The following is a 25,407-nucleotide window of genomic DNA, read 5'->3' as shown; positions in this document are numbered from 1 at the left end:
AGTCCTGTCCGCCAGCAGGAAGGTCGCCCCATGTCCGCAACACGACGTCAGGTACTCGCCCGCTCCGGAGCGCTCGGAGCCGGCATCGCCTTCACCGGAGCCCTCTCCGAACTCTTCGCGGGCACCGCCGCCGCTCAGCCCCCGGGCCGCTCCGGCTACGGCCCCCTGGTCCCCGACCCGGACGGTCTGCTCGACCTGCCGAAAGGTTTCCGCTACCAGGTCCTGTCCCGCGAGGGCGACCGGCTGCGCTCCGGCGAGGGCCCGGTCCCGTCCAACCACGACGGCATGTCCGCCTTCCGGGGCGCGCACGGCCGCACCCACCTGGTCCGCAACCACGAGAACCGCGCCAATGGCAGGATCCCCGTCCCCACGGTCGAGGGACTGACGTACGACCCGGCGGGCAAGGGCGGCTGTACGGCGCTCACCCTGGACTCCCGCAACCGCGTCCTGTCCGAGCGGGTGGCGATCGCCGGCACGGCCGTCAACTGCGCGGGCGGGCCCACGCCCTGGAACACCTGGCTGACCTGCGAGGAGACCGAGGACAAGGCGGGCACCAGCGGCTACACGAAGGACCACGGCTTCATCTTCGAGGTCGACCCGGCCGACCCGCACCGCACCGGCGCGGTGCCGCTGACCGCGATGGGCCGCTTCCAGCACGAGGCGATCGCCGTGGACCCGCGGCGGGGCGTCGTGTACGAGACGGAGGACGCCTTCGACCGGCCCTTCGGGCTCTTCTACCGCTTCCTGCCCGAGAAGCCGCTGGGCGGCACGGGCTCGCTGCGGGCGGGCGGCCGGCTCCAGGCGATGCGCGTGCCCGGCGTGCCCGACCTGTCCTCGATCCAGGAGACGGGCGCCGAGTTCGACGGCGTCCAGTGGGTCGACGTACCCGACCCGCTGGCCGCCGGGACGCCCATCCGCTTCCAGGACTTCGGCCGGGGCGGCATCACCCACGCGCAGAAACTGGAGGGCTGCTACTGGGGCGGGCGCTGCGTGTACTTCGTGTCGTCCTTCGCCCACAGCTCCGAGGGGTCGGCGGCCGACCACTACGGCCAGATCTGGCGGTACGACCCGGACCGGCGCCGTCTGACCCTGGTGATCGTCTTCGGTCCGGACACCGACGTCCAGCTCCCCGGCGAGTCCCCGGACAACATCTGCCTGGCGCCCAGCGGCGGCCTCATGGTCTGCGAGGACGGCAACGGCGCCCAGCACGTGTTCGGCGTGACCCGGCGCGGCGAGGTGTACGCGATGGCCCGCGGCCGGCAGAACATCGGTACGGCGGAGGAGCCCGAGTGGGGCGAGTTCGCCGGTGTCACCTTCTCGCCCGACGGCGACACCATGTACGTCAACTGCTACACCCCGGGGACGACCTTCGCGGTGACCGGCCCCTGGCGCGGGTAGCCGGGGGCGCACCGCCTGGTCACTGAAGCCGCGGCGACGGGGTACACGGGGCCGTATGACGGAGAAAGCGCAGGCCGACGGCTCGTACTGGCTTCGGACGGCACCGGGCGGTGCGCCGCGCCCCGCCCTGGCCGACGACCTCCGCGTCGACGTGGCCGTGATCGGCGCGGGCGTCGCCGGACTGAGCACCGCCTGGGAACTGGCCCGGGCCGGGCGCAGCGTGGCCGTGCTGGAGGCGGGGCGGATCGCGGCCGGCGTCACCGGCCGCACCAGCGCCAAGCTGACCGCCCAGCACTCGCTGGTCTACGACAGGCTGCGCCGCACCCGGGGCCCCGACGGCGCCCGTCTGTACGCCCGTTCGCAGACCGAGGCGATCGAGCACGCCGCCGAGGTGGCCGCCGAACTGGGCATCGACTGCGACTGGGAGACCCGGGACGCGTACACGTACGTCCGCGACGCGGGCCGCGTGGACGAGCTGCGGGCCGAGGCGTCCGCCGCGAAGGAGGCGGGGCTGCCGGCGTCCTTCGTGACGGAGACCGGGCTGCCCTTCCCGGTGGCGGGCGCCGTCCGGGTGACCGGGCAGGCCCAGTTCCACCCGCGCAAGTACCTGCTGGCCCTCGCCGGGGATCTCGAGGCGCGCGGTGGGCGGATCTTCGAGAACACCACCGTCCACGGCCTGGACGAGGGCGAGCCGTGCCGCGTGTCGACCGGCACGGGAGCGACGGTCACCGCGCGGGACGTCGTGGTCGCCACCCACTACCCGGTCTTCGACCGGGCGCTGCTGTTCGCCCGGCTCTCCCCGCGCCGCGAGCTGGTCGTGGCCGGGAGCATCGAGGCGGACCGCGACGTGGACGGCATGTACATCACGCCGGAGGAGAACACCCGCTCCGTGCGTACGGCGCCGCTGGACGAGGCGGGCCGCCGGCTGCTGATCGTCACCGGGGAGCACTTCACGCCCGGCACCGGCGACACCCGGGAACGCTTCGAGCGCCTGTCCGCCTGGGCCGTCGAGCACTTCCCGGGCGTCGACCTCACCTACTCCTGGGCCACCCAGGACATCGACCCGACGGACACCGTGCCGATGGTGGGCCCGCTGCACCAGGGTGCGCGCCACGCGTACGTCGCGACCGGCTTCGGCGGCTGGGGGCTGAGCGGCGGCATGATGGCGGGCCGGCTGCTGACCGCGCAGATCACCGGCGAGGAGTGCGCGTGGAGCGGGCTGTACGACCCGCGCCGGCTGCGCACGGCGGTGCGCGAGGCGCCGTCCTTCCTCAGGACGCAGGCCGAGGTCGCCCGGCACTTCGTCGGCGACCGGCTGCGTCCCGCGCCGCCGGTGGACGCGCTGCCGCCGGGTGAGGGCGCCGTGGTCCGGGCCGGCGGCGACCGGCTCGCGGTCTACCGGGACGAGGCGGGCGCGCTGCACGCCCTCTCGCCGCGCTGCACCCACCTGGGCTGCCTGGTGAACTTCAACGCGGCGGAGCGCGCCTGGGAGTGCCCCTGCCACGGCTCGCGCTTCGGCACGGACGGCACGGTGATCCAGGGCCCGGCGACCAAGCCGCTGGAGCGGCGGGACATCTGACCCGTCTGACCCGGGAGGGTGACCCCTCGGGCCCGACACGACACATAGTCGTACAAACCGAACAACATACTCATACGTTCGTGCGGTGATGACTCTCGTACGACGCACCACCGCACTGTGCGCCGCTGCCGCCGCCTGCGCCGCGCTCGCCGCCTGCGGGGGCACGGAGGCCGGGCGGGCCCCCCGCCCCGCGGCGTCCGCCTCCTCCGCCGGCCCCTCGAAGGCCGCCCCCTCCCGGCCGCCGACCCTCGCCCCCGGTCCGGCGGGCCTCACCCCCGTCTTCGAGCACGGGCCGCGGGCCGGCGGCCGGACGGTCGCCCTCACCTTCGACGCCGACATGACCGCGGACGAGGGCCCCCGGGCGGCGGCGGGCGAACGCTTCGACAACCCCCTGCTCATCGCGACCCTGCGGAGGCTGAGGGTGCCGGCCACGGTGTTCATGACCGGGCGGTGGGCCGAGGAGTACCCGGACGAGGCCCGCTCGATCGGTCTGGACCCGCAGTTCGAGATCGCCAACCACTCCTACAGCCACTACGCCTACACGGACGACTGCTACGGCCTGCCGACCGTGTCCCGGGAGCGGATGCGGTCGGACGTGGAGCGTGCGTACACGGCGTTCGGGAAGGCCGGGGTGCGGAACCCGATGCCCTACTTCCGCTTCCCCGGCGGCTGCTACGACAGGGTCGCCCTCGAGGAACTGACCCCCGCCGGCGTCACGGCCGTGCAGTGGGACGTGGTGAGCGGGGACGCGTTCGCGACGGACGCCGACGCGGTGGCCCGGCAGGTGCTGGACGGCGTGCGGCCCGGTTCGGTGGTCGTCATGCACTGCACCCGCAGCGCCGCGCCCGTGACCGAGCGGGCGGTGCGCGCGGTCGTGCCGGAACTGCGCGAGCGGGGCTACCGCTTCGTGAAGGTGTCCGAGCTGATCGGCGCCGCGAACGGACGGCGCTGACCGTCCTGCGCCGGAGTCACGAGCAGCGACGAGGACGAGGGGAGCACCCTCTGCCCGCGGTGCGAGTGGCGGGAGGGCCCGGCGGACCGCCTGCTCCGGGTGACCGCACGGGGGCCGTCCGCTCCCGCGCGGGCGTCTTGGCAGACTGGGGGCGTGAGCAATGAGCCGACGACACCCGTCCCCGACAGCCCCTTCCGTCCCGAGCCCGGCGACCGCGACCTCGCACCGCAGTTCGTCCTGCCGCTGGTCGTCCGTATCGAGCGGGCGGCGCCGCCGGCCCGTACGGACGCCCTGGAGACCGCGGCCCGCGCGGTGCTGGTGATGCTCGCCGACGAGCGGTCGGCCGGCGACGGCGCGTGGGCGCAGGCCGTACGCGACTGGCAGGACGCCCGCATCCGCAAGGTGGTGCGGCGGGCGCGCGGCGCCGAGTGGCGGCGGGCCGAGGCGCTGCCCGGCATCACGGTGACCGGGAAGGCGGCCGAGGTGCGGGTCTTCCCGCCGGTCCCGCTGGACGGCTGGCCCAAGGACCTGGCCCGCCTCCAGGTGTCCGGCACCGACCTCGACGACCCGGAGCCCCCGGCCGGCGCCGGCCCCTCGGCCCCCGTCCTGTGGCTGAACCCGGACCTCGGCATGTCGGCCGGCAAGGCGATGGCCCAGGCCGGCCACGGCGCCCAGCTCGCCTGGTGGGAGCTGGACGACGCGGAGCGGGCCGCCTGGCGCGACGCGGGCTTCCCGCTGGCGGTGCGCACCGCGGACCCGGACCGCTGGGACGCCCTCACCGTGAGCGGCCTGCCGGTGGTCCGCGACGCCGGGTTCACGGAGATCGCGCCGGGCTCGTGCACGGTGGTGGCGGACCACCCGGCGCTGCGGTAGGCCTCCCCCCGCGGACGCGCACGCCGGGGCCGCGAACCTCAGATGTTGCTCTGAAGATGCCCGCCCCGCGGTTCGGGCCGGACTCCCCGGGCCATATCCCCGTCGAACCGAGGGGGAGGGGACGGACCATGGAGCGACTGGGGACCGGCATCGGATGGCGGCCGGAGCTCGCGGACGTCGTGGAGCGCATGCCGGGCATCGACTGGGTCGAGGCCGTGGCCGAGAACCTGTGCCCCGGCCACCTGCCGGAATCCCTGCTGCGGCTGCGCGAGCGGGGCGTCACCGTCGTGCCGCACGGCGTCTCGCTCGGCCTCGGGGGCGCCGGGCGGCCCGACCCGGGCAGGCTGGCGGCGCTGGCCGAACGGGCGGAGGTGCTGGGCTCCCCGCTCGTCACCGAGCACATCGCGTTCGTCCGGGCCGGCGGGCCGCTGTCCGCCTCCCCGCTCCTGGAGGCGGGGCACCTGCTGCCGGTGCCCCGCACCCGCGACGCCCTCGACGTGCTGTGCGAGAACGTACGCGTCGCCCAGGACGCGCTGCCGGTCCCGCTCGCCGTCGAGAACATCGCCGCGCTGATCTCCTGGCCGGGCGAGGAGATGACGGAGGGACAGTTCCTCTACGAGCTGGCCGACCGGACCGGGGTGCGACTGCTCATCGACGTGGCGAACCTGTACACCAACCACGTCAACCGGGGCGAGGACCCGGCCGAGGCGCTGCGCGAACTGCCGCTGGAGGCCATCGCCTACGTCCATGTCGCGGGCGGCTTCGAGCGCGACGGCGTCTGGCACGACAGCCACGCCCACCCCGTGCCGCGGCCGGTGCTCGACATCCTGACCGACCTCGCCTCACGCGTGGCGCCGCCGGGAGTGCTGCTGGAGCGCGACGAGAACTTCCCCGGGGAGGCCGAGCTGCGGGGCGAGGTCGAGGCGATCCGGTCGGCGGTGGACGAGGGCCGGGCGGAGGCGCCCGGCCCGGTGCCCACCGGCACGGCTTCCGCGTCGCGGGCCGAGGCGGAGCCGGCCGTCCCCGGCTCCGTCCGTCAGCGTCTCGCCCTCGCCCAGGCCGCGTTGCTGTCCGCGCTGGTCGCCGGCACTCCCGTGCCCGAGGGGTTCGACCGGGTGCGGCTCGGCGTGCAGGCGCGGGCGCTGGCCGGGAAGCGGGCGGACGTCGTCGCGAAGGTCGCGCCGGAACTGCCGGTGATCCTCGGCGCGTCGTACCGGCCCCTCTTCCTGTCGTACGCCCAGGGGCATCCGATGACCGGGGGGTACCGGCGGGACGCGCTGGAGTTCGCCGGGCGGCTCCTGGGGGACGGCCGGCCTCAGGACGCCTACGCGCGGCGGGAGTTGCGGGAGTGGTGGCTGGACCGGTCGGGGCCGGCGCCGCGACCGCGGCGGGCCGGGGCCCGGTGGGCCCGCGCGACCCGGCGGGTGCTGCTGCGCCGCTGAGCGGACCGCGGCCGATCGGACAGCGGAACGTCACTCACCTGCGACTCGGCGTCCCGGAATGTGAAAAGGGCATGGCGCCGGCGTAGGACTTTGGCATAGAAGTACGGCATGCTCTGGGTCCTTCTCCTGCTGCCGGCCTGGATCGTCGCCGGCCTGGCGTGCACGCGGCTGTGCCTGGCCGCCGTACGCGCGGCGGCCACCGACACCGGGACCGCGGGCGGTGACGCGCACGCGCTGACGCTGTACGAGGCGGCGTTCCTGTCCGGCGGCCCCCGGCGGGTCGCCGAACTGACGCTGGTGTCCATGGCGCGCCAGCGTCGCCTCCTGCTCGCGCACACCGGCTGGGCGACGGTCGTCGACCCGCGCGGCCGGGACGAGATGGAGCGGTCGGTCCTCGGGGCCATAGGGCCGCAGGGGCAGTCCCGGATAGCGCCGGTGCGGGCGGCCGCCGCCACCGCGGACGCGGTACGGGGCCTGGCGGACCGGCTGGTCGGCGCGGGCCTCGCCGTGCCGGACGGCGCCCGCAGCATCGCGGCCGGGGTCCGGCGGGTACGGCTCGCCGCACTGACCGTGTGCGCGCTGGGCGCCGCCGCGCTGGCGCTGCCCGTCCCCTCGGACCTGCCGCGCCACCTGATCGCCCTGTGGTTCGCGCTGCCGCTGGTCCTGACCCTGAGTTCCCTGGCGATCGCGCGGATGGAGGTCCACCCGTACTCGCGCTGGGCCTCCCCGGCCGGCCAGCGGCTGCTCGGCACGCTCGCCCGGGAGGCCGACGGCGCGGCGGACGAACGCGGGTACCTCACGTCCGTCGCCGTACGCGGCGTCCACGCCATCGGCGAGCCGGACCTGCGAGCGGCCTTCGCGCACCGTGAGGAGTACCTCCGGGAGCACCCGGAGCCGCGGGGCTGAGCCGGAGGGCCGGTACGGCGCGCAGCGGCCCGCCGTACCGGCCCTCCGGCCGCACCGGCCGGTCAGGCCAGCCCGGCCACCAGCTCCGCGACGTCCTTGCGGCGGCCCGTGTAGAAGGGGATCTCCTCGCGGACGTGCATGCGGGCCTCGGAGCCGCGCAGGTGACGCATGAGGTCGACGATGCGGTGCAGTTCGTCGGCCTCGAAGGCGAGGATCCACTCGTAGTCGCCCAGCGAGAAGGAGGCGACCGTGTTGGCCCGCACGTCCGGGTAGCCGCGGGCCATCTTGCCGTGGTCGGCGAGCATGCGGCGGCGGTCCTCGTCGGGCAGCAGGTACCAGTCGTAGGAGCGCACGAACGGGTAGACGCTGATGTAGTTCCGCGGCGTCTCGTCGGCCAGGAAGGCCGGGATGTGCGAGCGGTTGAACTCGGCGGGGCGGTGCAGCGCCATGTTCGACCAGACCGGCTCCAGCGCGCGGCCGAGCTTCGTGCGGCGGAAGAGGTTGTACGCCTCCTGGAGCTGGTCGGCGGTCTCCGCGTGCCACCAGATCATCAGGTCGGCGTCGGCACGCAGACCTGACAGGTCGTAGGTGCCGCGGATCGTCACGTCCTTGGCGGCGAGCTGGTCGAACAGCTCCTGGACCTCGTCGGCGTACCCGGCACGGTCCTCGGGGAGGGTGTCCTTGAGCTTGAAGACGGACCAGAGGGTGTAGCGGATGACCTCGTTGAGGTCCTTGGCCAGCTTGCCCTTGTTGGGGATCCGCTCGGCGGCGGGGGTGGAGGCGTCGTCACTCATGGTCCTATTCTCCCGCTCCGCCGTGCAGGCTCTGCACCGGGTGGGCCGTGAGCTCCTCCACACCCCGCAGGTCGCCCCGGACCTGGTCGGCGGCCGCGTAGGCGCTCGCGATGCTCGCCGGGATGCCGACGCCGTCGTAGGCCGCGCCGCACACGGCGAGGCCCGGGACCTGCGCGACGTGGCCGCGGATCCGGGCCACGCGGGCGTGGTGGCCGACGGGGTACTGGGGCAGGCCGTCCTGCCAGCGGGTGACGCGCGTGGCGACTGGCGCGGCGGCCAGGCCGGTGGCCTCCTTCAGGTCGTGCCGGGACACGGCGACGAGCCCGTCGTCGTCGCGGCCTAGGATCTCCGTCTCGCCGTACCGGCCGACGGAGGTGCGCAGGACCACCAGGTCCGGGTCCTCGTCGTCGATCCAGCCCCACTTGCGGGAGGCGAAGGTGGACGCCTTGATGGTGCGCCCGTCGACCGGCGGCACGAGGAAGCCGCTGCCCTCGGGGAGCACGGCGGCGTCGGCGCGGCGGTAGGCGAGGGTGATCAGGGCCATGGAGGCGTACTCCACCGCGGACAGCTCGGCCGCGGCGGCGGGAGCCTCGGCGCGCAGCAGCTCGGCGGCGGGGCGGGCGGGTACGGCGACGACGACCGCGCCGGCGTGCAGCACCCGGTCGCCGGCGACGATCCGCCAGCCGTCCGGGGCGGTGCGCCGCAGCTCCGTCACGGGCGCCCCGGTGACGATCTCGCCGCCCCGTGCGCGCACCGACTCCGCGACCGCGAGCGGGAGGGTGCCGATGCCGCCGGCGATGCCCATGAACACCGGGCCGCTCGCCGGGGAGGTGGCCGTGCGGCCCTGGAGGGCGCGCACCGCCTCGGTCAGGGAGGTGTGGGTGCGGGCGGCCTCGAAGAGCTGGGGAACGGCCGAGCGCAGCGAGATGCGGTACGCGTCGCCCGCGTAGACCCCGCCCAGCAGCGGCTCGACGAGCCGGTCGACGACCTCGCGGCCCAGGCGCGCCGCCACGTACTCGCCCACCGCCACGTCGTCGCCGACCTCGATGCGGGGCAGATCGGCGTCGCGCCCGATGCGGGCCAGGCCCTCCGGCGACAGCACACCGGACAGGGCGGCGGCGGTGCCGGGGACGCCCATGACGTGGCCCTTGGGCATGGGGCGCAGGGCGCCGCGGGTCCACAGGGAGGCCGACGCGGTGGCCGGCGGCCGGAGGCGGTCGGCGAGACCGGCCGCGCGGGCCAGGCCGACGGCCTCGGGGCGGCGGGCCAGCATCGACTCGGCGCCGAGGTCGACGCGTACTCCGGCGATCTCCCCGGGCAGCAGCTTGCCGCCGACGCGGTCCGAGGCCTCCAGCACGGTCACCCGGGCCCCGCGCTCCAGCAGCCGGTGGGCGGCGGCCAGTCCGGCGATGCCTGCCCCGATCACGACGACGTGCCCCGTGTCCGCGGGTGCCGTGCCCGCCGGGATCTCGCTTGCGCACATGCCCCCAGCCTCTCAGACCCGGCCGGCCCGGCGACCGCCAGGCCGGGGGCCGGGACGCCCGTCCGCGAGTCCGGACCGTGACCTCTTCGGGACCGTTCCGCGCCGTCGTCCGCTCCGCCCGCCACGTCCTAGGAACAACGATCCACACCGACCCCGGGGGGCCCTGTGCGTACACCACCTTCCCTGCGAGCCGTTCCGGCCGCCGTCCTGCTGGCCGCGGCCCTCGCCCTCACCGGATGCAGTGCCGGCGACGACTCCGGCAGCGCGAGCGACGCCAAGGCCGCCGCCCCGGCCGACGAGGCGCGGGGCGCGGCGGGCGCGGCGGACACGGACCGCTCCGGGGCGCCCGCCGCGGCGAAGGAGGCGCCGAAGGCCGCCGCCGCGAAGGAGGCGCCGAAGGCCGCCGCCGCGAACCACATCATCCGCACCGCCTCCCTGACGGTCCAGGTGAAGGACGTTCCCAAGGCGCTCGAGGGGGCGCGCGCCACGGCCGAGAAGGCGGGCGGCTACGTCGGCGACGAGAGCACCGGCCGGGACGCGGACGGCCACGAGCACACCCGGCTCGTCCTGCGCGTACCCGTCGACGCCTACCAGGACGTCCTGTCCGAACTGGAGGGCGCCGGCAAGCTCCTGGAGCGCGACGCGAAGGCGGAGGACGTCACCGACCAGGTCGTCGACGTGGAGAGCCGCATCGCGTCCCAGCGCGCCAGCGTGGCGCGGGTGCGCGAGCTGATGGACCGCGCCACCAGACTGAGCGACGTGGTGACGCTGGAGGGCGAGCTGAGCTCCCGTCAGGCCGAGCTGGAGGCGCTGCTCGCCCGGCAGGCGTCCCTGAAGGACCGCACCAGCCTGGCCACCGTCACCCTCTCGCTGTCCGAGACGCCGCCGAAGGAGGAGACCGCCGAGGACGACGATCCCGGGTTCATGGACGCGCTGGCGGGCGGCTGGGACGCGTTCGTGGCGATGCTGCGCTGGGTGGCCGTGGTGTTCGGCGCCGTCCTGCCGTTCGCCGCGGTGGCGGTGCTGCTCGTCCTGCTGTGGCTGCGGGTCGTGCGGCCCCGGCTGCCGCGCCGATCCGCGGTCCCCCCGGTGACGACGGCGGTCGGACCGCTGCCGACGGCCCCGCCGGTGCCGGGGAACAGGCCCGCCGGGGGAACGGGCGAGCAGGACTGAAGTGCCGTGCCCGCGTAGCGTGTTCGCATGAGCATGAGCAGTGCGAGCGGTGGGCGGCCGGCGCGGGAGCGGCTGGTCGTGATCGGCGGGGACGCCGCGGGGATGTCCGCGGCGTCCCAGGCGCGCCGGCTGAAGGGCCCGGACGAGCTGGAGATCGTGGCGTTCGAACGCGGCCACTTCAGCTCGTACTCGGCGTGCGGCATCCCCTACTGGGTCGGCGGGGACGTCCCCGGACGGGACCGTCTCATCGCCCGAACGCCCGAGGAGCACCGGTCGCGCGGCATCGACCTCCGGATGCGCACCGAGGTGACGGAGATCGACGTGGACGGCGGGCGGGTGCGCGCGCGTGACGTCGATTCGGGCACGGAGACCTGGACGCCGTACGACAAGCTCGTGATCGCGACCGGCGCCCGTCCGATCCGGCCCGACATGCCGGGGGCCGACGCGCCCGGCGTGCACGGGGTGCAGACCCTCGACGACGGCCAGGCACTGCTGGACACGCTCGCCGGCACCCGGGGACGGCACGCGGTGGTCGTCGGGGCCGGGTACATCGGCGTGGAGATGGCCGAGGCGCTCATCAACCGCGGCTACGAGGTGACGGTCCTCAACCGCGGCCGGGAGCCGATGTCCACGCTCGACCCGGACATGGGCCGGATGGTGCACGAGGCCATGACGGGCCTCGGCATCACCATGGTGAACGACGCCGAGGTCACCAAGCTGCTGACGGGGGACGACGGCCGGGTCCGCGCGGTGGCCACCGAGGACGCCGAGTACCCGGCGGACGTGGTGGTGCTCGGCATCGGCGTGCGGCCCGAGACCGCGCTCGCCGCCCGGGCCGGTCTGCCGCTCGGCGCCCACGGCGGGCTGCTGACAGACCTGGCGATGCGCGTGCGCGGGCACGGGAACATCTGGGCGGGCGGCGACTGCGTGGAGGTCCTCGACCTGGTCTCCGGGCAGGAGCGGCACATTCCGCTCGGCACGCACGCCAACAAGCACGGGCAGGTCATCGGCACCAACGCGGGCGGCGGTTACGCCACCTTCCCCGGCGTGGTCGGCACGGCGGTCAGCAAGGTCTGCGACCTGGAGATCGCGCGGACGGGACTGCGCGAGAAGGACGCGCTGCGGGTGGGGCTGCGATTCGTGTCGGCCACCGTGGAGTCCACCAGCCGCGCCGGGTACTACCCGGGCGCCTCCCCCATGACGGTGAAGATGCTCGCCGAGCGGCGCACCGGCCGGCTGCTCGGTGTGCAGATCGTCGGCCGTGAGGGCGCGGGCAAGCGGGTCGACATCGCCGCGGTGGCCCTCACGGCCGGGATGACGGTGGAACGGATGACCGCCCTGGACCTGGGGTACGCGCCGCCGTTCTCCCCGGTGTGGGACCCCGTGCTGGTGGCGGCCCGCAAGACGGCGAGGGCGGTGGAGCAGCACCGCTGAGGCGGCTACGCGGTGCCGGTGATCCGGTCGACGGCCTGCCGCGCCTGCTCGGCCGGGGGCCGCGGGGGCAGCGACGACACGGACGCCGGGGCGGTCACGGCGGCCGGGGCCGGGGCCGGCGCGGTGACCGCGGGCGGCTGCTCACCGGCCGGCCTGGCGTGCGCGGCGGCGCGGGTGGAGCGCAGCCGGTGGCTCACCGCCTCGTCCAGTGTCACGGGCCGTTGCCTCTGCGCGGCCAGCCGCCCGGCCTCCTGGCCCAGCCGGGCGACGTCCTCCCAGGGCAGGCGGAGCACGAGGGCGACCTCGGCCTCGCCGTCGGGCAGGGCGTGCATCGCCGGAACCGGTGTGACCCGTTCGTCCATCGTCTGATCCTCACGTCGTCCCCGCGCCCGCCTTTCCCGGGCCGCGGGCGGTTGAGAGGAGATACGCGCGACCGGACGGGGGCGTTCAGGGTGCGCGCCGATTCACCGTCCGCCGGGCGGGCAGTAGTGTCTCGTGGTCATTCCCGTCCATGACGTGAACCCGGCGCGCCGCACGCCCTGGGTGACGTACGCCCTCATCGTCGCGAACGTGCTCGTCTTCCTGTTCACCCCCGGCATGACCGGGTCCGTGACGGGCGGGGGCGGTCTCGCGCAGATGTGCCACCTCCAGGCGTTCCTGGACCACTACGCGGCGGTTCCCCAGGAACTGCTGCACCACCGGCTGCCCCGGCTGGTGCCGACCGGCGAGACCGGGGTGGGCCCGCGGGGGCCGGGGTGCGTGATCGGCCCGCCGTCCTACGACAAGTCGCCGGAGCTGAGCGTCCTGACGGCGATGTTCCTGCACGGCGGCTGGCTGCACCTGCTGGGCAACATGCTCTTCCTGTGGATCTTCGGCAACAACGTCGAGGACCGCATGGGGCATGTGCGGTACCTGCTGTTCTACGGCGTCTGCGGCTATGCGGCGACCTACGGCTTCGCCCTCCTCGACGCGGACTCCCGCGCCCCGCTGATCGGCGCTTCGGGCGCGATCGCCGGGGTGCTCGGTGCCTACCTGGTGCTGTATCCGAAGGCCCGCGTCTGGGTCCTCGTCCCGTTCCTGATCTTCCTGCCGCTGCGCCTGCCGGCCTGGATCGTGCTGGGCTTCTGGTTCGGCCTCCAGGCGGTGTACTCGTCCGGCGGCGCCGTCTCCGACGCGGGCACGGTGGCGTACGCGGCCCATGTCGTCGGCTTCCTGGCGGGCATGCTGCTCGCCTGGCCGCTGCGGCCCGGCACGCCTCCCCCGCCGGAGCCGCGCGGCCCGCTGTTCGGCAGACGGGCCAGGCCGGGCTGGTAGCGGACCCGGTGGGTGCCGGGTGGGTATGCTCCGGGTCGGACGGGGCGACGGCTTGGGGGAACGGATGACGGCGGGGGACGGTCCGGTGCTGGACGACGGCCGGATCAAGCATCTCGAGCTGATCCAGATGGTCGTGGCCCGGATGGGCAACAACTCGTTCCTGATCAAGGGCTGGTCGCTGACGGTCACGGGCGCGCTGCTCGCGTTCGCCGTCCGCGCCGACGACCGGGCCGTCGGCGCGGTCAGCCTGGTGCCGGTCCTGGCGTTCTGGCTCCTCGACGGCTACTTCATGTACCGGGAGCGCCTGTACCGGCGCCTGTACGACCGGGTGCGGCGTCCGGAGGTGACGGTGGAGCCGTTCGCGATGGACGTGGAGCCGGGCCGGGAACGCGCGGGAGCGGCGAAGGCGGCGTTCTCGCCCACCCCGGTCTGCTTCTACGGGGGTCTCTTCCTCGCCCAGGTCTTCGCCCTGCTGTTCGCCGCCTGACCCACGGGCGCCGGTCGCGCGGAACGCTTCTCGTCACCAGAAAGCGCGCGGCGCTCGCCGCCGGCCTCTCCGGGCCGGGACGCGCGCCGCGCGGGTGGTGCGTAAGGGTCAGCGGGCGGTGCGGGTGTGGACGTACTCCACGAGCCGGGTCAGCGCGTCAGGCTCGGTGGACGGCAGGACGCCGTGACCGAGGTTGAAGACGTGGCCCTCCAGGCCCGCCGCCGCGTCCAGGACCTCCTGGGTCTTCTCCTCGACCGCCTGCGTCGAGGAGAAGAGGACGGCGGGGTCCAGGTTCCCCTGGAGCGCCTTGCCGGGGCCGACGCGGCGGGCGGCCTCGTCCAGCGGGACGCGCCAGTCGACGCCGACGACGTCCGCACCGGCCTCGCCCATGTCGCCGAGGAGCTCGCCGGTGCCCACGCCGAAGTGGATGCGCGGCACGCCGTACCCGGCGACGGCGTCGAAGACCTTGCGGGAGGCGGGCTGCACGAAGCGGCGGTAGTCCGCGGGGGCGAGGGCGCCGACCCAGGAGTCGAAGAGCTGGACGGCGCTCGCGCCCGCCTCGATCTGCACCTTGAGGAAGGCGGCCGTGATGTCGGCGAGCCGGTCCAGCAGGTCGGCCCACAGTTGCGGGTCGCCGTACATGAGCGCCTTGGTGTGCTCGTGGTTGCGGGACGGGCCGCCCTCCACGAGGTAGCTCGCGAGGGTGAACGGGGCGCCCGCGAAGCCGATCAGCGGGGTGGCGCCGAGCTCGCGGGTGAGCAGGCCGTACGCCTCGGTGACGTAGGAGACGTCCTCGGGGGTCAGGTCGCGCAGCCGGGCCAGGTCCTCGCGGGTGCGGACCGGCTTCTCGACGACCGGGCCGATGCCCGGCTTGATGTCGAGGTCGATGCCGATGGCCTTCAGCGGGACCACGATGTCGCTGAAGTAGATCGCCGCGTCCACGCCGTGCCGGCGCACCGGCTGGAGGGTGATCTCGGCGACCAGTTCCGGCCGCATGCAGGACTCGAGCATCGGGATGCCCTCGCGCACCTTGCGGTACTCCGGGAGTGAGCGTCCGGCCTGCCGCATGAACCACACCGGCGTGTGCGGCACCGGCTCACGCCGGCACGCCCTGAGGAAGGCGGAGTCGTACGTGGCGGTCGGCTGCTTGCCCGCGGGGCTCTGGTTGGCACTCACAGCGGCAAGTCTCGCACGTCCCCCGGGCGGTGCCCGCCCTCGGGTGCGGGCGCCGGACCGGGGCGCGCGGGCCCGCACAACGGCCCCGGCGCGCCCTCGCCGTACCACGTGATCCGGACATCGCGCCCGCACGCGGGTGTCCCTCCCTGCGCCGGGGCGCCGTTCCGCTTAATCTTCCCCGCATGGCTGCGGCTCAGGGACGACTGTCGGACGACGCTGGCGGAATGGACGAACCGAAGGGCACCAAGGAGGGCGGGCGGCAACCGGGGAGCGCGGTGCCACCGCCCTTCACGGCCGCCGTCGACGCGCTCCAGACCGCGCGGCTGCGGCCCCAGATCGAGGTGGAGGCGACGCGTGCGCCGCAGCGCCTCGCGCCGTTCGCGTACGCGCTGGAGGCCGCGGTCGTCGACGGCGACGAGGATCTGGCCGACGGGCGCCTGGTGCTGCTCCACGATCCGGCCGGCCACGACGCCTGGCAGGGCACCTTCCGGCTGGTCACCCTGGTGCGCGCCGAGCTGGAGGCGGAGATGGCCGCGGACCCGCTGCTGCCGGACGTGTGCTGGTCCTGGCTCACGGGTGCCCTCCAGGCCCGCGGCCTGGCCTACGGCGAGCCCAGCGGCACCGTCACCCGGGCGAGCTCGCACTACTTCGGCGGACTGTCGGCGCGCCCGTCCGCCTCGCAGATCGAGATCCGGGCGTCCTGGACGCCCCGCGAGGGCGCGGGCGGGGCGCCGGACACCGCCTCCCACCTCGCCTCGTGGTGCGATCTGCTGGCCCAGGTCGCGGGTCTGCCGCCGACCGGTCCGGGCGACGCCTCGGTCGTCACGCTGCCCCAGCGCCGCGGGCCGCAGTCCCGCTAGCCGCCCGGCCGCCCCTGCACCCGGTCACCCGGCCCCCCTTCACCTGGTCACTTGGTCACCCCGTACGGCCGATCGCGTCGTGGACGCATGCCGAAACCTCGGTCACTTTGTCGATACGGCCACTTTCGGCCGCGTATCGACAGAGATTGAAACCGTCCGGTCTTCGAATGATCGACCGCGTGTCCGAATTGCTCGGATTGTTACTCACCAGATCGTGATCATTCCCTAAAGGCGGACGGGTTCGGTGCCGAAGACGACTGTGACCTTGAAAGCACGGTTCGTCCCGGCTTCATCCCCCAGGAGCCGGTCCCGTCCCGCACCCCAGGAGGCCTGGTGTCCGTTCTCCTCGAGCAGCCCGCAAGCCTGGTCGCCTACCGCCCGAACAAGCCGACCGCCATGGTGGTCGTGGCCGACCCGCGCGTCCGTTCCACCGTCACCCGCCATCTGTGGGCCCTCGGTGTGCGCGACGTCATCGAGGCCTCGTCCGTCGCGGAGGCTCGTCCCCGCATCGGCAACCCACGCGACATCTGCGTCGCAGACGTCCATCTCCCCGACGGCTCCGGCCTGACCCTGCTGTCCGAGACCCGCGCGGCCGGCTGGCCCAACGGGCTCGCCCTGTCCGCCGCCGACGACATCGGCGCCGTCCGCAACGCCCTCGCCGGCGGTGTCAAGGGCTACGTCGTCACCGGCACCCGTACCAACATCGGGCTCCCCACCCGGCCCGGTGCCGCTCCCATCGGCGGCGCCGCCGCCCGTCTGCACCGCCGCCCCCCGGGCGCCCCGAGCCACCCGGGCGGCTACCGCGAGCTCTCCGGCCGCGAGGTCGAGGTGCTGCGACTGGTCGCGGAGGGCCAGTCGAACAAGGCGATCGGCGTCTCCATGGGCCTGTCCGCCCTGACCGTCAAGAGCCACCTGGCCCGCATCGCCCGCAAGCTCGGCACGGGCGACCGCGCCGGGATGGTGGCGGTGGCCCTGCGGACCGGCATCATCCACTGACCGCCCCGAACCCCGTCAGCTCCCCCATGAGCCCGATCTTTCACTGACCTGTCTCGTTTACGACCCCCCGCAGCCCGCCGACGGAACGTTCCGTCGGCGGGTTCGGCGCATACACCGATACCCTTGACCGGTGACCGACGCCCACGAAACCGCAGCAGACCATTCACTGCGAACCACCGGAGGCGCCCCTCCGGACGACGCCGGATCTTCTGCGAGTCAGGCGCCGATCCCGTTGCTCGAACCACGCGAGGGCGTACCGCCGGTGATCGCCGACGCCGACGCCCTCGCCGAGATGACCGCCGCCTTCGCCGCCGGCAGCGGCCCCGTCGCCGTCGACGCCGAGCGCGCCTCCGGCTACCGCTACGGCCAGCGCGCCTACCTGGTGCAGCTGCGCCGCCAGGGCGCGGGCACCGCGCTCATCGACCCCGTGGCCTGCCCCGACCTGTCGGAGCTGGGCGCCGCGATCTCCGACGCCGAGTGGGTGCTGCACGCGGCCACCCAGGACCTGCCCTGCCTGCGGGAGATAGGGATGGTCCCCACCCGGCTGTTCGACACGGAGCTGGCCGGCCGGCTCGCCGGCTTCCCCCGGGTCGGCCTCGGCGCGATGGTCGAGAACGTGCTGGGCTTCGTCCTGGAGAAGGGCCACTCGGCCGTCGACTGGTCGACGCGTCCGCTGCCCGAGCCGTGGCTGCGCTACGCCGCCCTCGACGTCGAGCTCCTCGTGGACCTGCGCGACGCGCTGGAGAAGGAGCTGGACCGGCAGGGCAAGCTGGAGTGGGCCCGGCAGGAGTTCGACGCGATCGCCTCGGCGCCGCCGGCCGAGCCCCGCAAGGACCCGTGGCGCCGCACCTCCGGCATGCACAAGGTGCGCCGGCGCCGGCAGCTCGCCGTGGTCCGGGAGCTCTGGCAGACCCGGGACCGGATCGCCCAGCGCCGGGACGTCTCCCCCGGCAAGGTGCTCGGGGACGCGGCCATCGTGGAGGCCGCGCTCGCGCTGCCGGCCAACGCCCACGCGCTCGGGGCGCTCGGCGGCTTCGGCCGGGTGAACCGCCGGCAGCTGGAGCAGTGGCAGGCGGCGGTCGACCGCGCCAAGGGCCTCACCGAGTCGCAGCTGCCGCAGCCGGGCCAGGCGGTGACCGGTCCCCCGCCGCCGCGCGCCTGGGCCGACAAGGACCCGGCCGCCGCCGCCCGGCTGACCGCGGCGCGGGCCGGCGTGACGGCGCTGGCCGAGGAACTGAACATGCCGCAGGAGAACCTGGTCACCCCGGACACCGTGCGCCGGGTCTGCTGGGAGCCGCCGAAGCCGGCCGACCCGGACTCCGTGGCCGCGGCCCTCACCGGACACGGCGCCCGGCCATGGCAGGTGGAACAGGTGACACCGGTCCTGGTGAAGGCCTTGAACCAGGAGGCGGAACCGGCCTGACGCGCGTGCGGCCCCTTCGACGGCGCGGGGAGCGTGGGCGACCCGCGCCCCGGCCGCCGGGACGGCGGGGCCGCGGGTGCCGGCGCCGCCGGAGGGGTGATCTCCCGCCGGCAGCGGGTGTGACCTTCGCCGCTTGGGCCGGGGGGACTGGGCAGCTACGTTACTCATAAGTAGCATGGGCCTGAGCGGACGCTCAGCGGCCGCAGCAGTGCAGTGCCATCCCGCACCCTGGAGGAGAGCCATCGTGCCTCGTACCGTCAGGGACGTCGTCTTCGTCGACGGCGTCCGCACCCCGTTCGGCAAGGCGGGCCCGAAGGGCATCTACCACGAGACCCGCGCCGACGACCTGGTCGTGAAGGCGATCCGGGAGCTGCTGCGCCGCAACCCCGGTCTCGACCCCAAGAAGATCGACGAGGTCGCCGTCGCCGCGACCACGCAGATCGGTGACCAGGGTCTGACCATCGGCCGCACCGCCGGCATCCTGGCGGGCCTGCCCACCTCGGTCCCGGGCTACTCGATCGACCGCATGTGCGCGGGCGCCCTGACCGCCGTCACCACGGTGGCCGGCTCGGTCGCCTTCGGCGCCTACGACGTCGCCATCGCGGGCGGTGTCGAGCACATGGGCCGCCACCCGATGGGCGAGGGCGTGGACCCGAACCCGCGGTTCGTCAGCGAGAAGCTGGTCGACGAGTCCGCCCTGTTCATGGGCATGACCGCCGAGAACCTGCACGACCGCTACCCGAGCATCACCAAGCAGCGCGCCGACGAGTACGCCGTGCGCTCCCAGGAGAAGGCCGCCAAGGCGTACGCCAACGGCCAGATCCAGGCGGACCTGGTGCCGATCTCGGTGCGCCGCACCAGCCCCGAGGCCGGGGAGACGGGCTGGGGCCTGGTCACGGCCGACGAGCCGATGCGCCCGGGCACCACCCTGGAGAACCTGGCGGGTCTGAAGACGCCGTTCCGCGTCCACGGCCGGGTCACCGCGGGCAACGCGGCCGGTCTGAACGACGGCGCCACCGCCTCCCTCATCGCGAGCGAGGACTTCGCCCGCGAGAACGACCTGCCGGTCAAGATGCGCCTCGTCTCGTACGCCTTCGCGGGCGTCGAGCCGGAGGTCATGGGCTACGGCCCGATCCCGGCCACGGAGAAGGCCCTCGCGCAGGCGGGTCTGTCCATCTCCGACATCGGCCTGTTCGAGATCAACGAGGCCTTCGCCGTCCAGGTCCTCGCGTTCCTGGAGCACTACGGCATCGCCGACGACGACGCGCGCGTCAACCAGTACGGCGGCGCCATCGCCTTCGGCCACCCGCTCGCCTCCTCCGGCGTCCGCCTGATGACGCAGCTGGCCCGCCAGTTCGAGGAGCAGCCGCACGTCCGCTACGGCCTGACCACCATGTGCGTGGGCTTCGGCATGGGCGCGACGGTCATCTGGGAGAACCCGCACTTCGAGGGGGACAAGTGAGCACCACCGCAGAGCTGCTGAAGGGTGCGGCCGAGCTGTTCCCCGGCGAGGTCGTCACGAGCGCGCACGTACGCCACTTCGACCTGCCCCTGGGCGCCGGGCGCTTCGCCCTGATCACCCTGGACAACGGTCACGACCACACCAAGCCGACCACCCTCGGCCCGCAGTCGCTGGCGAACATCGACGCCGCGATCGACCAGGTCGAGAAGGAGGCCGCGGACGGCGACATCGTCGGCGTCGGCGTCACCGGCAAGCCGTTCATCTTCGCCGTCGGCGCCGACCTCAAGGGCGTCGAGCTGCTGAAGCGGCACGAGGACGCGCTGGCCATCGGCAAGGGCGGCCACGACGTCTTCAAGCGGCTGTCGAAGCTGGCCGTGCCGACCTTCGCGTACTACAACGGCGCGGCCATGGGCGGCGGCGTGGAGATCGGCCTGCACTGCGCGTACCGCACGGTGTCGGCGGCGCTCCCGGCGTTCTCGCTGCCCGAGGTCTTCCTCGGTCTGGTCCCCGGCTGGGGCGGCTGCACGCTGCTGCCGAACCTGATCGGCGCCGACAAGGCCGTCTCGGTGATCATCGAGAACAGCCTGAACCAGAACAAGCAGCTCAAGGGCAAGCAGGTCTACGAGCTCGGGATCGCGGACGCGCTCTTCGAGGGCGCCGACTTCCTGGAGCAGTCGCTGATCTGGACGGCGTCCGTCCTCAAGGGCGAGATCGTCGTCGAGCGTCCGGCGATCGACCGCGGCGAGGCCTGGGACCAGGCCGTCGCGCGCGGCCGGTTCATCGCCGACGGCAAGGTGCACGGCGCCGCCCCGGCCGCCTACCGCGCCCTGGACATCATCGCCGCCGCCAAGAACGGCGACCTCCAGCAGGGTTACGACGCCGAGGACCAGGCCCTGGCCGACCTCATCATGGGCGGCGAACTGCGGTCCGGCATCTACGCCTTCAACCTGGTGCAGAAGCGCGGCAAGCGCCCCGCGGGCGCCCCGGACAAGTCGCTGGCCCGTCCGGTCACCAAGGTCGGCGTGGTCGGCGCCGGCCTGATGGCGTCGCAGCTCGCCCTGCTCTTCCTGCGCCGCCTCGAGGTCCCGGTCGTCCTCACGGACATCGACCAGGAGCGCGTCGACAAGGGTGTGGGCTACGTCCACGCCGAGATCGACAAGCTGCTCGGCAAGGGCCGCGTCAACCAGGACAAGGCCAACCGCCTCAAGGGCCTGGTGACCGGCGTCCTGGACAAGGCCGAGGGCTTCGCGGACGCGGACTTCATCATCGAGGCCGTGTTCGAGGAGATGGGCGTCAAGCAGAAGGTGTTCGCGGAGGTCGAGGCGGTCGCCCCGGCGCACGCCGTCCTCGCGACCAACACCTCGTCCCTGTCCGTGTCGGAGATGGCGTCGAAGCTGAAGAACCCCGAGCGGGTCGTCGGCTTCCACTTCTTCAACCCGGTCGCGATCCTGCCGCTGCTGGAGATCGTCCGCGGCGAGCGGACCGACGACGCCTCGCTGGCGACCGCGTTCGCGGTGGCCAAGAAGCTGAAGAAGACCGCGGTCCTCGTCAAGGACGCCCCGGCGTTCGTCGTGAACCGCATCCTGACCCGCTTCATGGGCGAGATCCAGAACGTCATCGACGAGGGCACGCCCGTCGAGGTCGCGGAGAAGGCGGTCGAGCCCCTCGGCCTGCCGATGTCCCCCCTCGTCCTCCTGGAGCTGGTCGGCCCGGCGATCGGCCTGCACGTCTCGGAGACCCTCAACCGGGTCTTCCCCGAGCGCTTCACGGTCTCCCCGAACCTGAAGGCGGTCGTCGAGGCGGGCAAGCGCGGCTTCTACGTCTACGACAGCGGCAAGCCGGAGCTCGACCCGGAGGTCGCCGCGCTGCTCAAGCAGGGCGACACGGTCCTGACGGAGGAGCAGGTCCGCGCCCGCGTCCTGGAGGCGGTGGCGCAGGAGATCGGCCTGATGCTCGACGAGGGCGTCGTGGCCGAGGCCCAGGACATCGACCTCTGCCTGATCACCGGCGCCGGCTGGCCCTTCCACCTGGGCGGCATCACGCCGTACCTGGACCGTGAGGGCGTGTCCGAGCGGGTGAACGGCAAGCGGTTCCTGGAGACCGGCGTGGCCAGCGTGCCCGCGTAGTCTCCCCGCACGGACGAAGGGGCCCCCGCCGGAAGGCGGGGGCCCCTTCGGTGTTCCCGGGCGGGCGCGGGCGGTGCGTGCCCCACCTGCCCGCATCCGTCACCGGGCGGGCAGCGCCAGGCGAAGTCGGCCTCCGCCGAGGAGGACACCGCGCCTCCGGCGAGGGCGACGGCGGTCACCTTGTGCCGTCCCGCGGGCAACTGCACCGCGCGCCGCCACTGCCAGGTGCCGTCCGCGGCCACCTGGGTGCGGGCGGCGCTCGCCTCGGGCCGGGCGGTGAGGGCGAGGTGGGTGTTGCACGGTGAACTCCCTCCGCACCTCGGGCATCGGGCCGGGCATCAGCTCCGGCCGGCTCATCGTAGGACGTTCGTGCGGTGGACTGATCACGGAGACGGTGCGGTGGCCGGTCCCCGCGCGCGGTGTCCCGGCTCGCGCGGTGGCCTGCCGGGCGATGCCGCGTCAGACCGTCTGCCACGCCGTGAGCGCCAGCCCCGGCTCGTCCTTGCGGCGGGAGAGCAGGAGCTGCCCGCTCGACGGGGTGAGGATTGCCGCCACCACCCGGTAGTCGGTGTCCAGGGCGAGGGAGACCTCGGCGTCGGGGGCCAGCTGGGGACCGGACTCGGTCCACCAGGCGCCCGCCGACTCCTGCTCGGTGGGGTACGCCGCGAAGGCGACCCGGCCGGAGGACGAACACTGGGCGAGCAGCGTGCAGTCGTGCCCGTCGAGCTCGCAGCGGACGGCCGCGACCGGGCCCGGCCCCGCCGCGGACAGCAGGGGTACGGGCTCGGAGCCGGGACGCCAGGCGCAGAGGGTGCCGGACGCGTCGGTGAAGAACAGCGTGGTGTTGTCGTCGGAGGTGGCCAGGGCGCGCAGGGTGCCCGGACGGGCCGTGGCCTCCACCGCGTCCACCAGCTGGAACTCGGTGCCGGGTGTCTCCTGACGCCAGTGCAGGATGGTGCCGGCGCCGGCCGCGTACGCCTCGATGCGTCCGGCCCTGCCCGCCGCCGCGACGGGCGCGTCCTGGAGTTCGGCGCCCTTGAGGTCGCGCCACGGACCCCAGCCGCCCTTCTGCTTCTGGGCCCGCATGCTGAGCCCGCCGCCGCCGTTGCGCACGAAGATGTGCGCGCGGCCCTCGGCGTCGACCGCGACGGCGGGCCGCCCGGTGCGGTCCCCCTTGCCGTTCGGATGGCCGACGGGTGCCCAGTCCAGGGCGGCCAGCAGGGGCCGGAAGTGGGTGGAGTGCACCAGCCCGGACTCGCCGGGCGTCGTGGGACGCCAGGCGACCAGGTGCGCGTAGGAGTCGGCGCCCTGGCCGACCGCCAGACCCGGATGCAGCCGCTGGTCGCCGCCCGTCCTGCGCGGGGCGTCCCAGGTACCGCCGGGTGCCTGCTCCGCCCGGCACAGGACAGCGTCCTGGGAGACCAGGTAGACGCTGAGCCGGCCGTCCCGGCCGCGTATGAGCCACTCGCCGTTCACCTGATCATTTTATGACGCCGTCCGCCGGACCGCTCCGGCCGGGTGGGTTTGCGTGCGAACCTGTCCCCATGAGCGACAGCGGCCCCCTTCTCGTGATCGTCGACGGCGCGAACGTCGTGGGGTCCGTGCCCGACGGATGGTGGCGGGACCGGCGCGGGGCCGCGGAGCGGTTGCGCGACCGGCTGGCGGCGGACGGGGTGCCCGGCCGTCCGGGCCCGGTGGAGATCGTTCTCGTGGTCGAGGGCGCGGCCCGCGGCGTGGAGTCCGTGCCCGGTGTGCGGGTGGAGTCGGCGCCGGGCGGCGGGGACGACCACATGGTCGAGCTGGTCGCGCGGGCGGGTGACCGACCCGTCCTGCTGGTGACGGCGGACCGTGAGCTGCGCCGCCGGGCGACGGAGCTGGGCGCGGAGGTGGCGGGCCCCCGGACGGTCAGGCCGTAGCGGGCGGGCGGGCCACCGAGGGCACCGGCCCCGTACGCCCCGGGGATCGGGACGTACGGGGCCGGGCGGCGCGAGCGGTCGTGGTCACGGGGTGTCGCCGCCGGGCGGCGCGGCCGGGACGGTCTCGCCGCGGGCCATGCGGCTGTGGGTGCGGCCGTAGAGGAAGTAGACGACGAGGCCGATCGCCATCCAGATGCCGAACCGGACCCAGGTCTCGGCGGGCAGGTTCAGCATCAGCCACAGCGAGGCGGCCACCGACACGATCGGCAGCAGCGGGACCAGCGGCGTGCGGAAGGCGCGCGGCAGGTCGGGGCGGGTGCGGCGCAGGATGATCACGCTGAACGCGACGACCACGAAGGCGAACAGGGTGCCGATGTTCACCAGCTCGGCGAGCTCGCTCAGGCTGGTGAAGCCGGCGACGATCGCGATGATGACGCCGAGCAGGATGGTCGGCCGGTACGGGGTCCGGAACCTCGGGTGGACGACGGAGAAGAAGCGCGGCAGGAGTCCGTCGCGGCTCATCGCGAAGAAGACCCGGGTCTGGCCGAGCAGCAGGATCATGCACACCGTGGTCAGGCCGACGGCGGCGCCGAAGCTGATCACGCCGGAGTAGAAGGGGTGCCCGGTGGATTTGAAGGCGTCCGCGAGCGGGGCGTCGACGGACAGCTTCGAGTAGTGCTGCATGCCGGTGACGACGATCGAGACGGCGACGTACAGGGCGGTGCAGATGAACAGGGAGCCGAGGATGCCGCGGGGCATGTCGCGCTGCGGGTTCCTGGTCTCCTCGGCGGCCGTGGCGACGATGTCGAAACCGATGAAGGCGAAGAAGACGACCGACGCGGCGGTGAAGATGCCCATCACGCCGAAGTTGGACGGCGCCCACCCGAACATCAGCTGGATCAGCGGGGAGTGCAGGCCCCCGCCCGCCTCCACCGGCTGCTCGTCGGGGATGAACGGGTCGTAGTTGGAGCCGTTGATGAAGAAGGCGCCCGCGATGATCACGATGAGGACGACGGTCACCTTGATGGCGACGACGATCGTGGTGATCCGGGCCGACAGCTTCATGCCCAGGACGAGGATGCCGGTGAGCACCAGCACCAGGGCGGCGGCGAGGATGTCGAAGCCGAATCCGTCGGCGCCCTCCCGGCCGCCGAGGGCCTCGGGGAACTGCCAGCCGGCGTTCTCCATGAACGAACGGATGTAGCCGGACCAGCCGACGGCGACCACCGCCGTCCCCAGTGCGAACTCCAGGACCAGGTCCCAGCCGATGATCCAGGCGGGCAGTTCACCGAGCGAGGCGTAGGAGAAGGTGTACGCGGAGCCCGCCACCGGGACCGTGGAGGCGAACTCGGCGTAGCACAGCGCGGCGAGCGCGCACACGACCCCGGCAACGACGAAGGCGAGGGCGACGGCGGGCCCGGCGTTGTTCTTCGCGACCGTGCCGGTCAGTACGAAAATGCCGGTGCCGATGATGACACCGACGCCGAAGACCGTCAGATCCAGTGCGGACAACGACTTCTTGAGCGCGTGCTCCGGTTCCTCCGTGTCCCGGATGGACTGCTCGATCTGCTTGGTCCTGAAAAGACTGCTGCTCACGGGTACCTCCGACGCTT

General features: G+C 73.9%; 22 protein-coding genes. 16 read left to right on the top strand and 6 right to left on the bottom strand.

From position 1 onward, the window contains the following. Positions 1-30: 30 nt before the first annotated feature. From AC0VYN_RS09875 to AC0VYN_RS09850, 6 genes are all read left to right on the top strand, one after another. Positions 31-1,398, top strand: coding sequence for a PhoX family protein (locus AC0VYN_RS09875; RefSeq protein ID WP_475535651.1), 1,368 nt, complete (start codon positions 31-33; stop codon positions 1,396-1,398). Positions 1,399-1,453: 55 nt separating this feature from the next. Continuing rightward, positions 1,454-2,977 (top strand): FAD-dependent oxidoreductase, encoded by a 1,524-nt coding sequence (locus AC0VYN_RS09870; RefSeq protein ID WP_475535650.1) that lies wholly within the window; start codon positions 1,454-1,456, stop codon positions 2,975-2,977. Positions 2,978-3,062: 85 nt separating this feature from the next. Then, a complete protein-coding gene (locus AC0VYN_RS09865) occupies positions 3,063-3,929 on the top strand; it encodes a polysaccharide deacetylase family protein (RefSeq protein WP_475535649.1) in 867 nt (288 codons plus the stop codon). Between the two features lie 153 nt (positions 3,930-4,082). Beyond that, entirely contained in the window at positions 4,083-4,802 is a 720-nt protein-coding gene (locus tag AC0VYN_RS09860) for a peptidyl-tRNA hydrolase (RefSeq protein ID WP_475535648.1), read from the top strand. A 128-nt stretch (positions 4,803-4,930) separates the two neighbouring features. Then, complete coding sequence (locus tag AC0VYN_RS09855) at positions 4,931-6,244, top strand: MbnB/TglH/ChrH family RiPP precursor modification enzyme (RefSeq protein ID WP_475535647.1); 1,314 nt, start codon at positions 4,931-4,933, stop codon at positions 6,242-6,244. A 108-nt stretch (positions 6,245-6,352) separates the two neighbouring features. Then, positions 6,353-7,150, top strand: a complete 798-nt coding sequence (locus tag AC0VYN_RS09850) for a TIGR04222 domain-containing membrane protein (RefSeq protein WP_475535646.1) — start codon at positions 6,353-6,355, stop codon at positions 7,148-7,150. A 62-nt stretch (positions 7,151-7,212) separates the two neighbouring features. Here the strand turns inward: AC0VYN_RS09850 and hemQ are convergent, their stop codons facing one another. Beyond that, a complete protein-coding gene (hemQ, locus tag AC0VYN_RS09845) occupies positions 7,213-7,944 on the bottom strand; it encodes a hydrogen peroxide-dependent heme synthase (RefSeq protein WP_385463630.1) in 732 nt (243 codons plus the stop codon). Between the two features lie 4 nt (positions 7,945-7,948). Next, on the bottom strand, positions 7,949-9,427 hold the full coding sequence (gene hemG, locus AC0VYN_RS09840) for a protoporphyrinogen oxidase (RefSeq protein WP_475535645.1): 1,479 nt from the start codon (positions 9,425-9,427) through the stop codon (positions 7,949-7,951). A gap of 165 nt (positions 9,428-9,592) precedes the next feature. Between hemG and AC0VYN_RS09835 the strand changes: the two genes are divergently transcribed. Both AC0VYN_RS09835 and AC0VYN_RS09830 read left to right on the top strand, forming a co-directional pair. Continuing rightward, entirely contained in the window at positions 9,593-10,600 is a 1,008-nt protein-coding gene (locus AC0VYN_RS09835) for a DUF4349 domain-containing protein (RefSeq protein ID WP_475535644.1), read from the top strand. A gap of 33 nt (positions 10,601-10,633) precedes the next feature. Further along, complete coding sequence (locus tag AC0VYN_RS09830; protein ID WP_475536846.1) at positions 10,634-12,034, top strand: FAD-dependent oxidoreductase; 1,401 nt, start codon at positions 10,634-10,636, stop codon at positions 12,032-12,034. A gap of 5 nt (positions 12,035-12,039) precedes the next feature. Here AC0VYN_RS09830 and AC0VYN_RS09825 read toward each other — a convergent pair whose 3' ends face one another. Continuing rightward, on the bottom strand, positions 12,040-12,396 hold the full coding sequence (locus AC0VYN_RS09825; RefSeq protein WP_475535643.1) for a hypothetical protein: 357 nt from the start codon (positions 12,394-12,396) through the stop codon (positions 12,040-12,042). Between the two features lie 133 nt (positions 12,397-12,529). Here AC0VYN_RS09825 and AC0VYN_RS09820 point away from each other — a divergent pair, with 133 nt between their 5' ends. Further along, the gene (locus AC0VYN_RS09820; RefSeq protein WP_475535642.1) at positions 12,530-13,348 is read left to right on the top strand and encodes a rhomboid family intramembrane serine protease; all 819 of its coding nucleotides are present in this window, start codon (positions 12,530-12,532) and stop codon (positions 13,346-13,348) included. Between the two features lie 64 nt (positions 13,349-13,412). Next, on the top strand, positions 13,413-13,835 hold the full coding sequence (locus AC0VYN_RS09815) for a hypothetical protein (protein WP_475535641.1): 423 nt from the start codon (positions 13,413-13,415) through the stop codon (positions 13,833-13,835). Positions 13,836-13,943: 108 nt separating this feature from the next. Here AC0VYN_RS09815 and hemE read toward each other — a convergent pair whose 3' ends face one another. Beyond that, positions 13,944-15,011 carry a uroporphyrinogen decarboxylase gene (gene hemE, locus AC0VYN_RS09810; RefSeq protein WP_475535640.1) on the bottom strand — a complete coding sequence of 356 codons (1,068 nt, stop codon included), beginning with the start codon at positions 15,009-15,011 and terminating at the stop codon, positions 13,944-13,946. 182 nt (positions 15,012-15,193) lie between these two features. On the opposite strand from hemE, the gene AC0VYN_RS09805 reads away from it, so the two are divergent. From AC0VYN_RS09805 to AC0VYN_RS09785, 5 genes are all read left to right on the top strand, one after another. After that, positions 15,194-15,871: a DUF3000 domain-containing protein gene (locus tag AC0VYN_RS09805; protein ID WP_475535639.1), complete on the top strand. Its 678-nt coding sequence runs from the start codon at positions 15,194-15,196 to the stop codon at positions 15,869-15,871. Between the two features lie 333 nt (positions 15,872-16,204). After that, the gene (locus tag AC0VYN_RS09800; RefSeq protein WP_077797935.1) at positions 16,205-16,867 is read left to right on the top strand and encodes a response regulator transcription factor; all 663 of its coding nucleotides are present in this window, start codon (positions 16,205-16,207) and stop codon (positions 16,865-16,867) included. A 130-nt stretch (positions 16,868-16,997) separates the two neighbouring features. Further along, the gene (locus AC0VYN_RS09795; protein WP_475535638.1) at positions 16,998-18,290 is read left to right on the top strand and encodes a ribonuclease D; all 1,293 of its coding nucleotides are present in this window, start codon (positions 16,998-17,000) and stop codon (positions 18,288-18,290) included. A gap of 244 nt (positions 18,291-18,534) precedes the next feature. Further along, entirely contained in the window at positions 18,535-19,752 is a 1,218-nt protein-coding gene (locus AC0VYN_RS09790) for a thiolase family protein (protein ID WP_385463605.1), read from the top strand. Beyond that, positions 19,749-21,878 (top strand): 3-hydroxyacyl-CoA dehydrogenase NAD-binding domain-containing protein, encoded by a 2,130-nt coding sequence (locus tag AC0VYN_RS09785; protein WP_475535637.1) that lies wholly within the window; start codon positions 19,749-19,751, stop codon positions 21,876-21,878. The genes AC0VYN_RS09790 and AC0VYN_RS09785 overlap by 4 nt, the downstream gene beginning before the upstream one ends. 459 nt (positions 21,879-22,337) lie before the next feature. On the opposite strand, the gene AC0VYN_RS09780 is transcribed toward AC0VYN_RS09785, so the two are convergent. Continuing rightward, entirely contained in the window at positions 22,338-23,354 is a 1,017-nt protein-coding gene (locus AC0VYN_RS09780; protein WP_475535636.1) for a PLL family lectin, read from the bottom strand. Between the two features lie 68 nt (positions 23,355-23,422). Here AC0VYN_RS09780 and AC0VYN_RS09775 point away from each other — a divergent pair, with 68 nt between their 5' ends. Next, positions 23,423-23,794 carry an NTP pyrophosphohydrolase gene (locus AC0VYN_RS09775; protein ID WP_475535635.1) on the top strand — a complete coding sequence of 124 codons (372 nt, stop codon included), beginning with the start codon at positions 23,423-23,425 and terminating at the stop codon, positions 23,792-23,794. Positions 23,795-23,878: 84 nt separating this feature from the next. Here AC0VYN_RS09775 and AC0VYN_RS09770 read toward each other — a convergent pair whose 3' ends face one another. Continuing rightward, the gene (locus tag AC0VYN_RS09770) at positions 23,879-25,390 is read right to left on the bottom strand and encodes an amino acid permease (RefSeq protein ID WP_475535634.1); all 1,512 of its coding nucleotides are present in this window, start codon (positions 25,388-25,390) and stop codon (positions 23,879-23,881) included. Between the last annotated feature and the right edge of the window lie 17 nt (positions 25,391-25,407).

Source organism: Streptomyces sp. 63XJN7_1_ISO-PGPR-S23-121, assembly GCF_056173025.1.
Note: the sequence above shows the minus strand (reverse complement) of the source record. Positions and strands in the feature narration are given on the sequence as shown.

What these genes read in the sequence shown, in the direction of transcription:
- AC0VYN_RS09875 (WP_475535651.1), top strand. Translation starts at nt 31, where the DNA reads ATGTCCGCAACACGACGTCAGGTACTCGCCCGCTCCGGAGCGCTCGGA.
- AC0VYN_RS09870 (WP_475535650.1), top strand. Translation starts at nt 1,454, where the DNA reads ATGACGGAGAAAGCGCAGGCCGACGGCTCGTACTGGCTTCGGACGGCA.
- AC0VYN_RS09855 (WP_475535647.1), top strand. Translation starts at nt 4,931, where the DNA reads ATGGAGCGACTGGGGACCGGCATCGGATGGCGGCCGGAGCTCGCGGAC.
- AC0VYN_RS09850 (WP_475535646.1), top strand. Translation starts at nt 6,353, where the DNA reads ATGCTCTGGGTCCTTCTCCTGCTGCCGGCCTGGATCGTCGCCGGCCTG.
- hemQ (WP_385463630.1), bottom strand. Translation starts at nt 7,944, where the DNA reads ATGAGTGACGACGCCTCCACCCCCGCCGCCGAGCGGATCCCCAACAAG.
- hemG (WP_475535645.1), bottom strand. Translation starts at nt 9,427, where the DNA reads ATGTGCGCAAGCGAGATCCCGGCGGGCACGGCACCCGCGGACACGGGG.
- AC0VYN_RS09830 (WP_475536846.1), top strand. Translation starts at nt 10,634, where the DNA reads ATGAGCAGTGCGAGCGGTGGGCGGCCGGCGCGGGAGCGGCTGGTCGTG.
- AC0VYN_RS09825 (WP_475535643.1), bottom strand. Translation starts at nt 12,396, where the DNA reads ATGGACGAACGGGTCACACCGGTTCCGGCGATGCACGCCCTGCCCGAC.
- AC0VYN_RS09815 (WP_475535641.1), top strand. Translation starts at nt 13,413, where the DNA reads ATGACGGCGGGGGACGGTCCGGTGCTGGACGACGGCCGGATCAAGCAT.
- AC0VYN_RS09805 (WP_475535639.1), top strand. Translation starts at nt 15,194, where the DNA reads ATGGCTGCGGCTCAGGGACGACTGTCGGACGACGCTGGCGGAATGGAC.
- AC0VYN_RS09775 (WP_475535635.1), top strand. Translation starts at nt 23,423, where the DNA reads ATGAGCGACAGCGGCCCCCTTCTCGTGATCGTCGACGGCGCGAACGTC.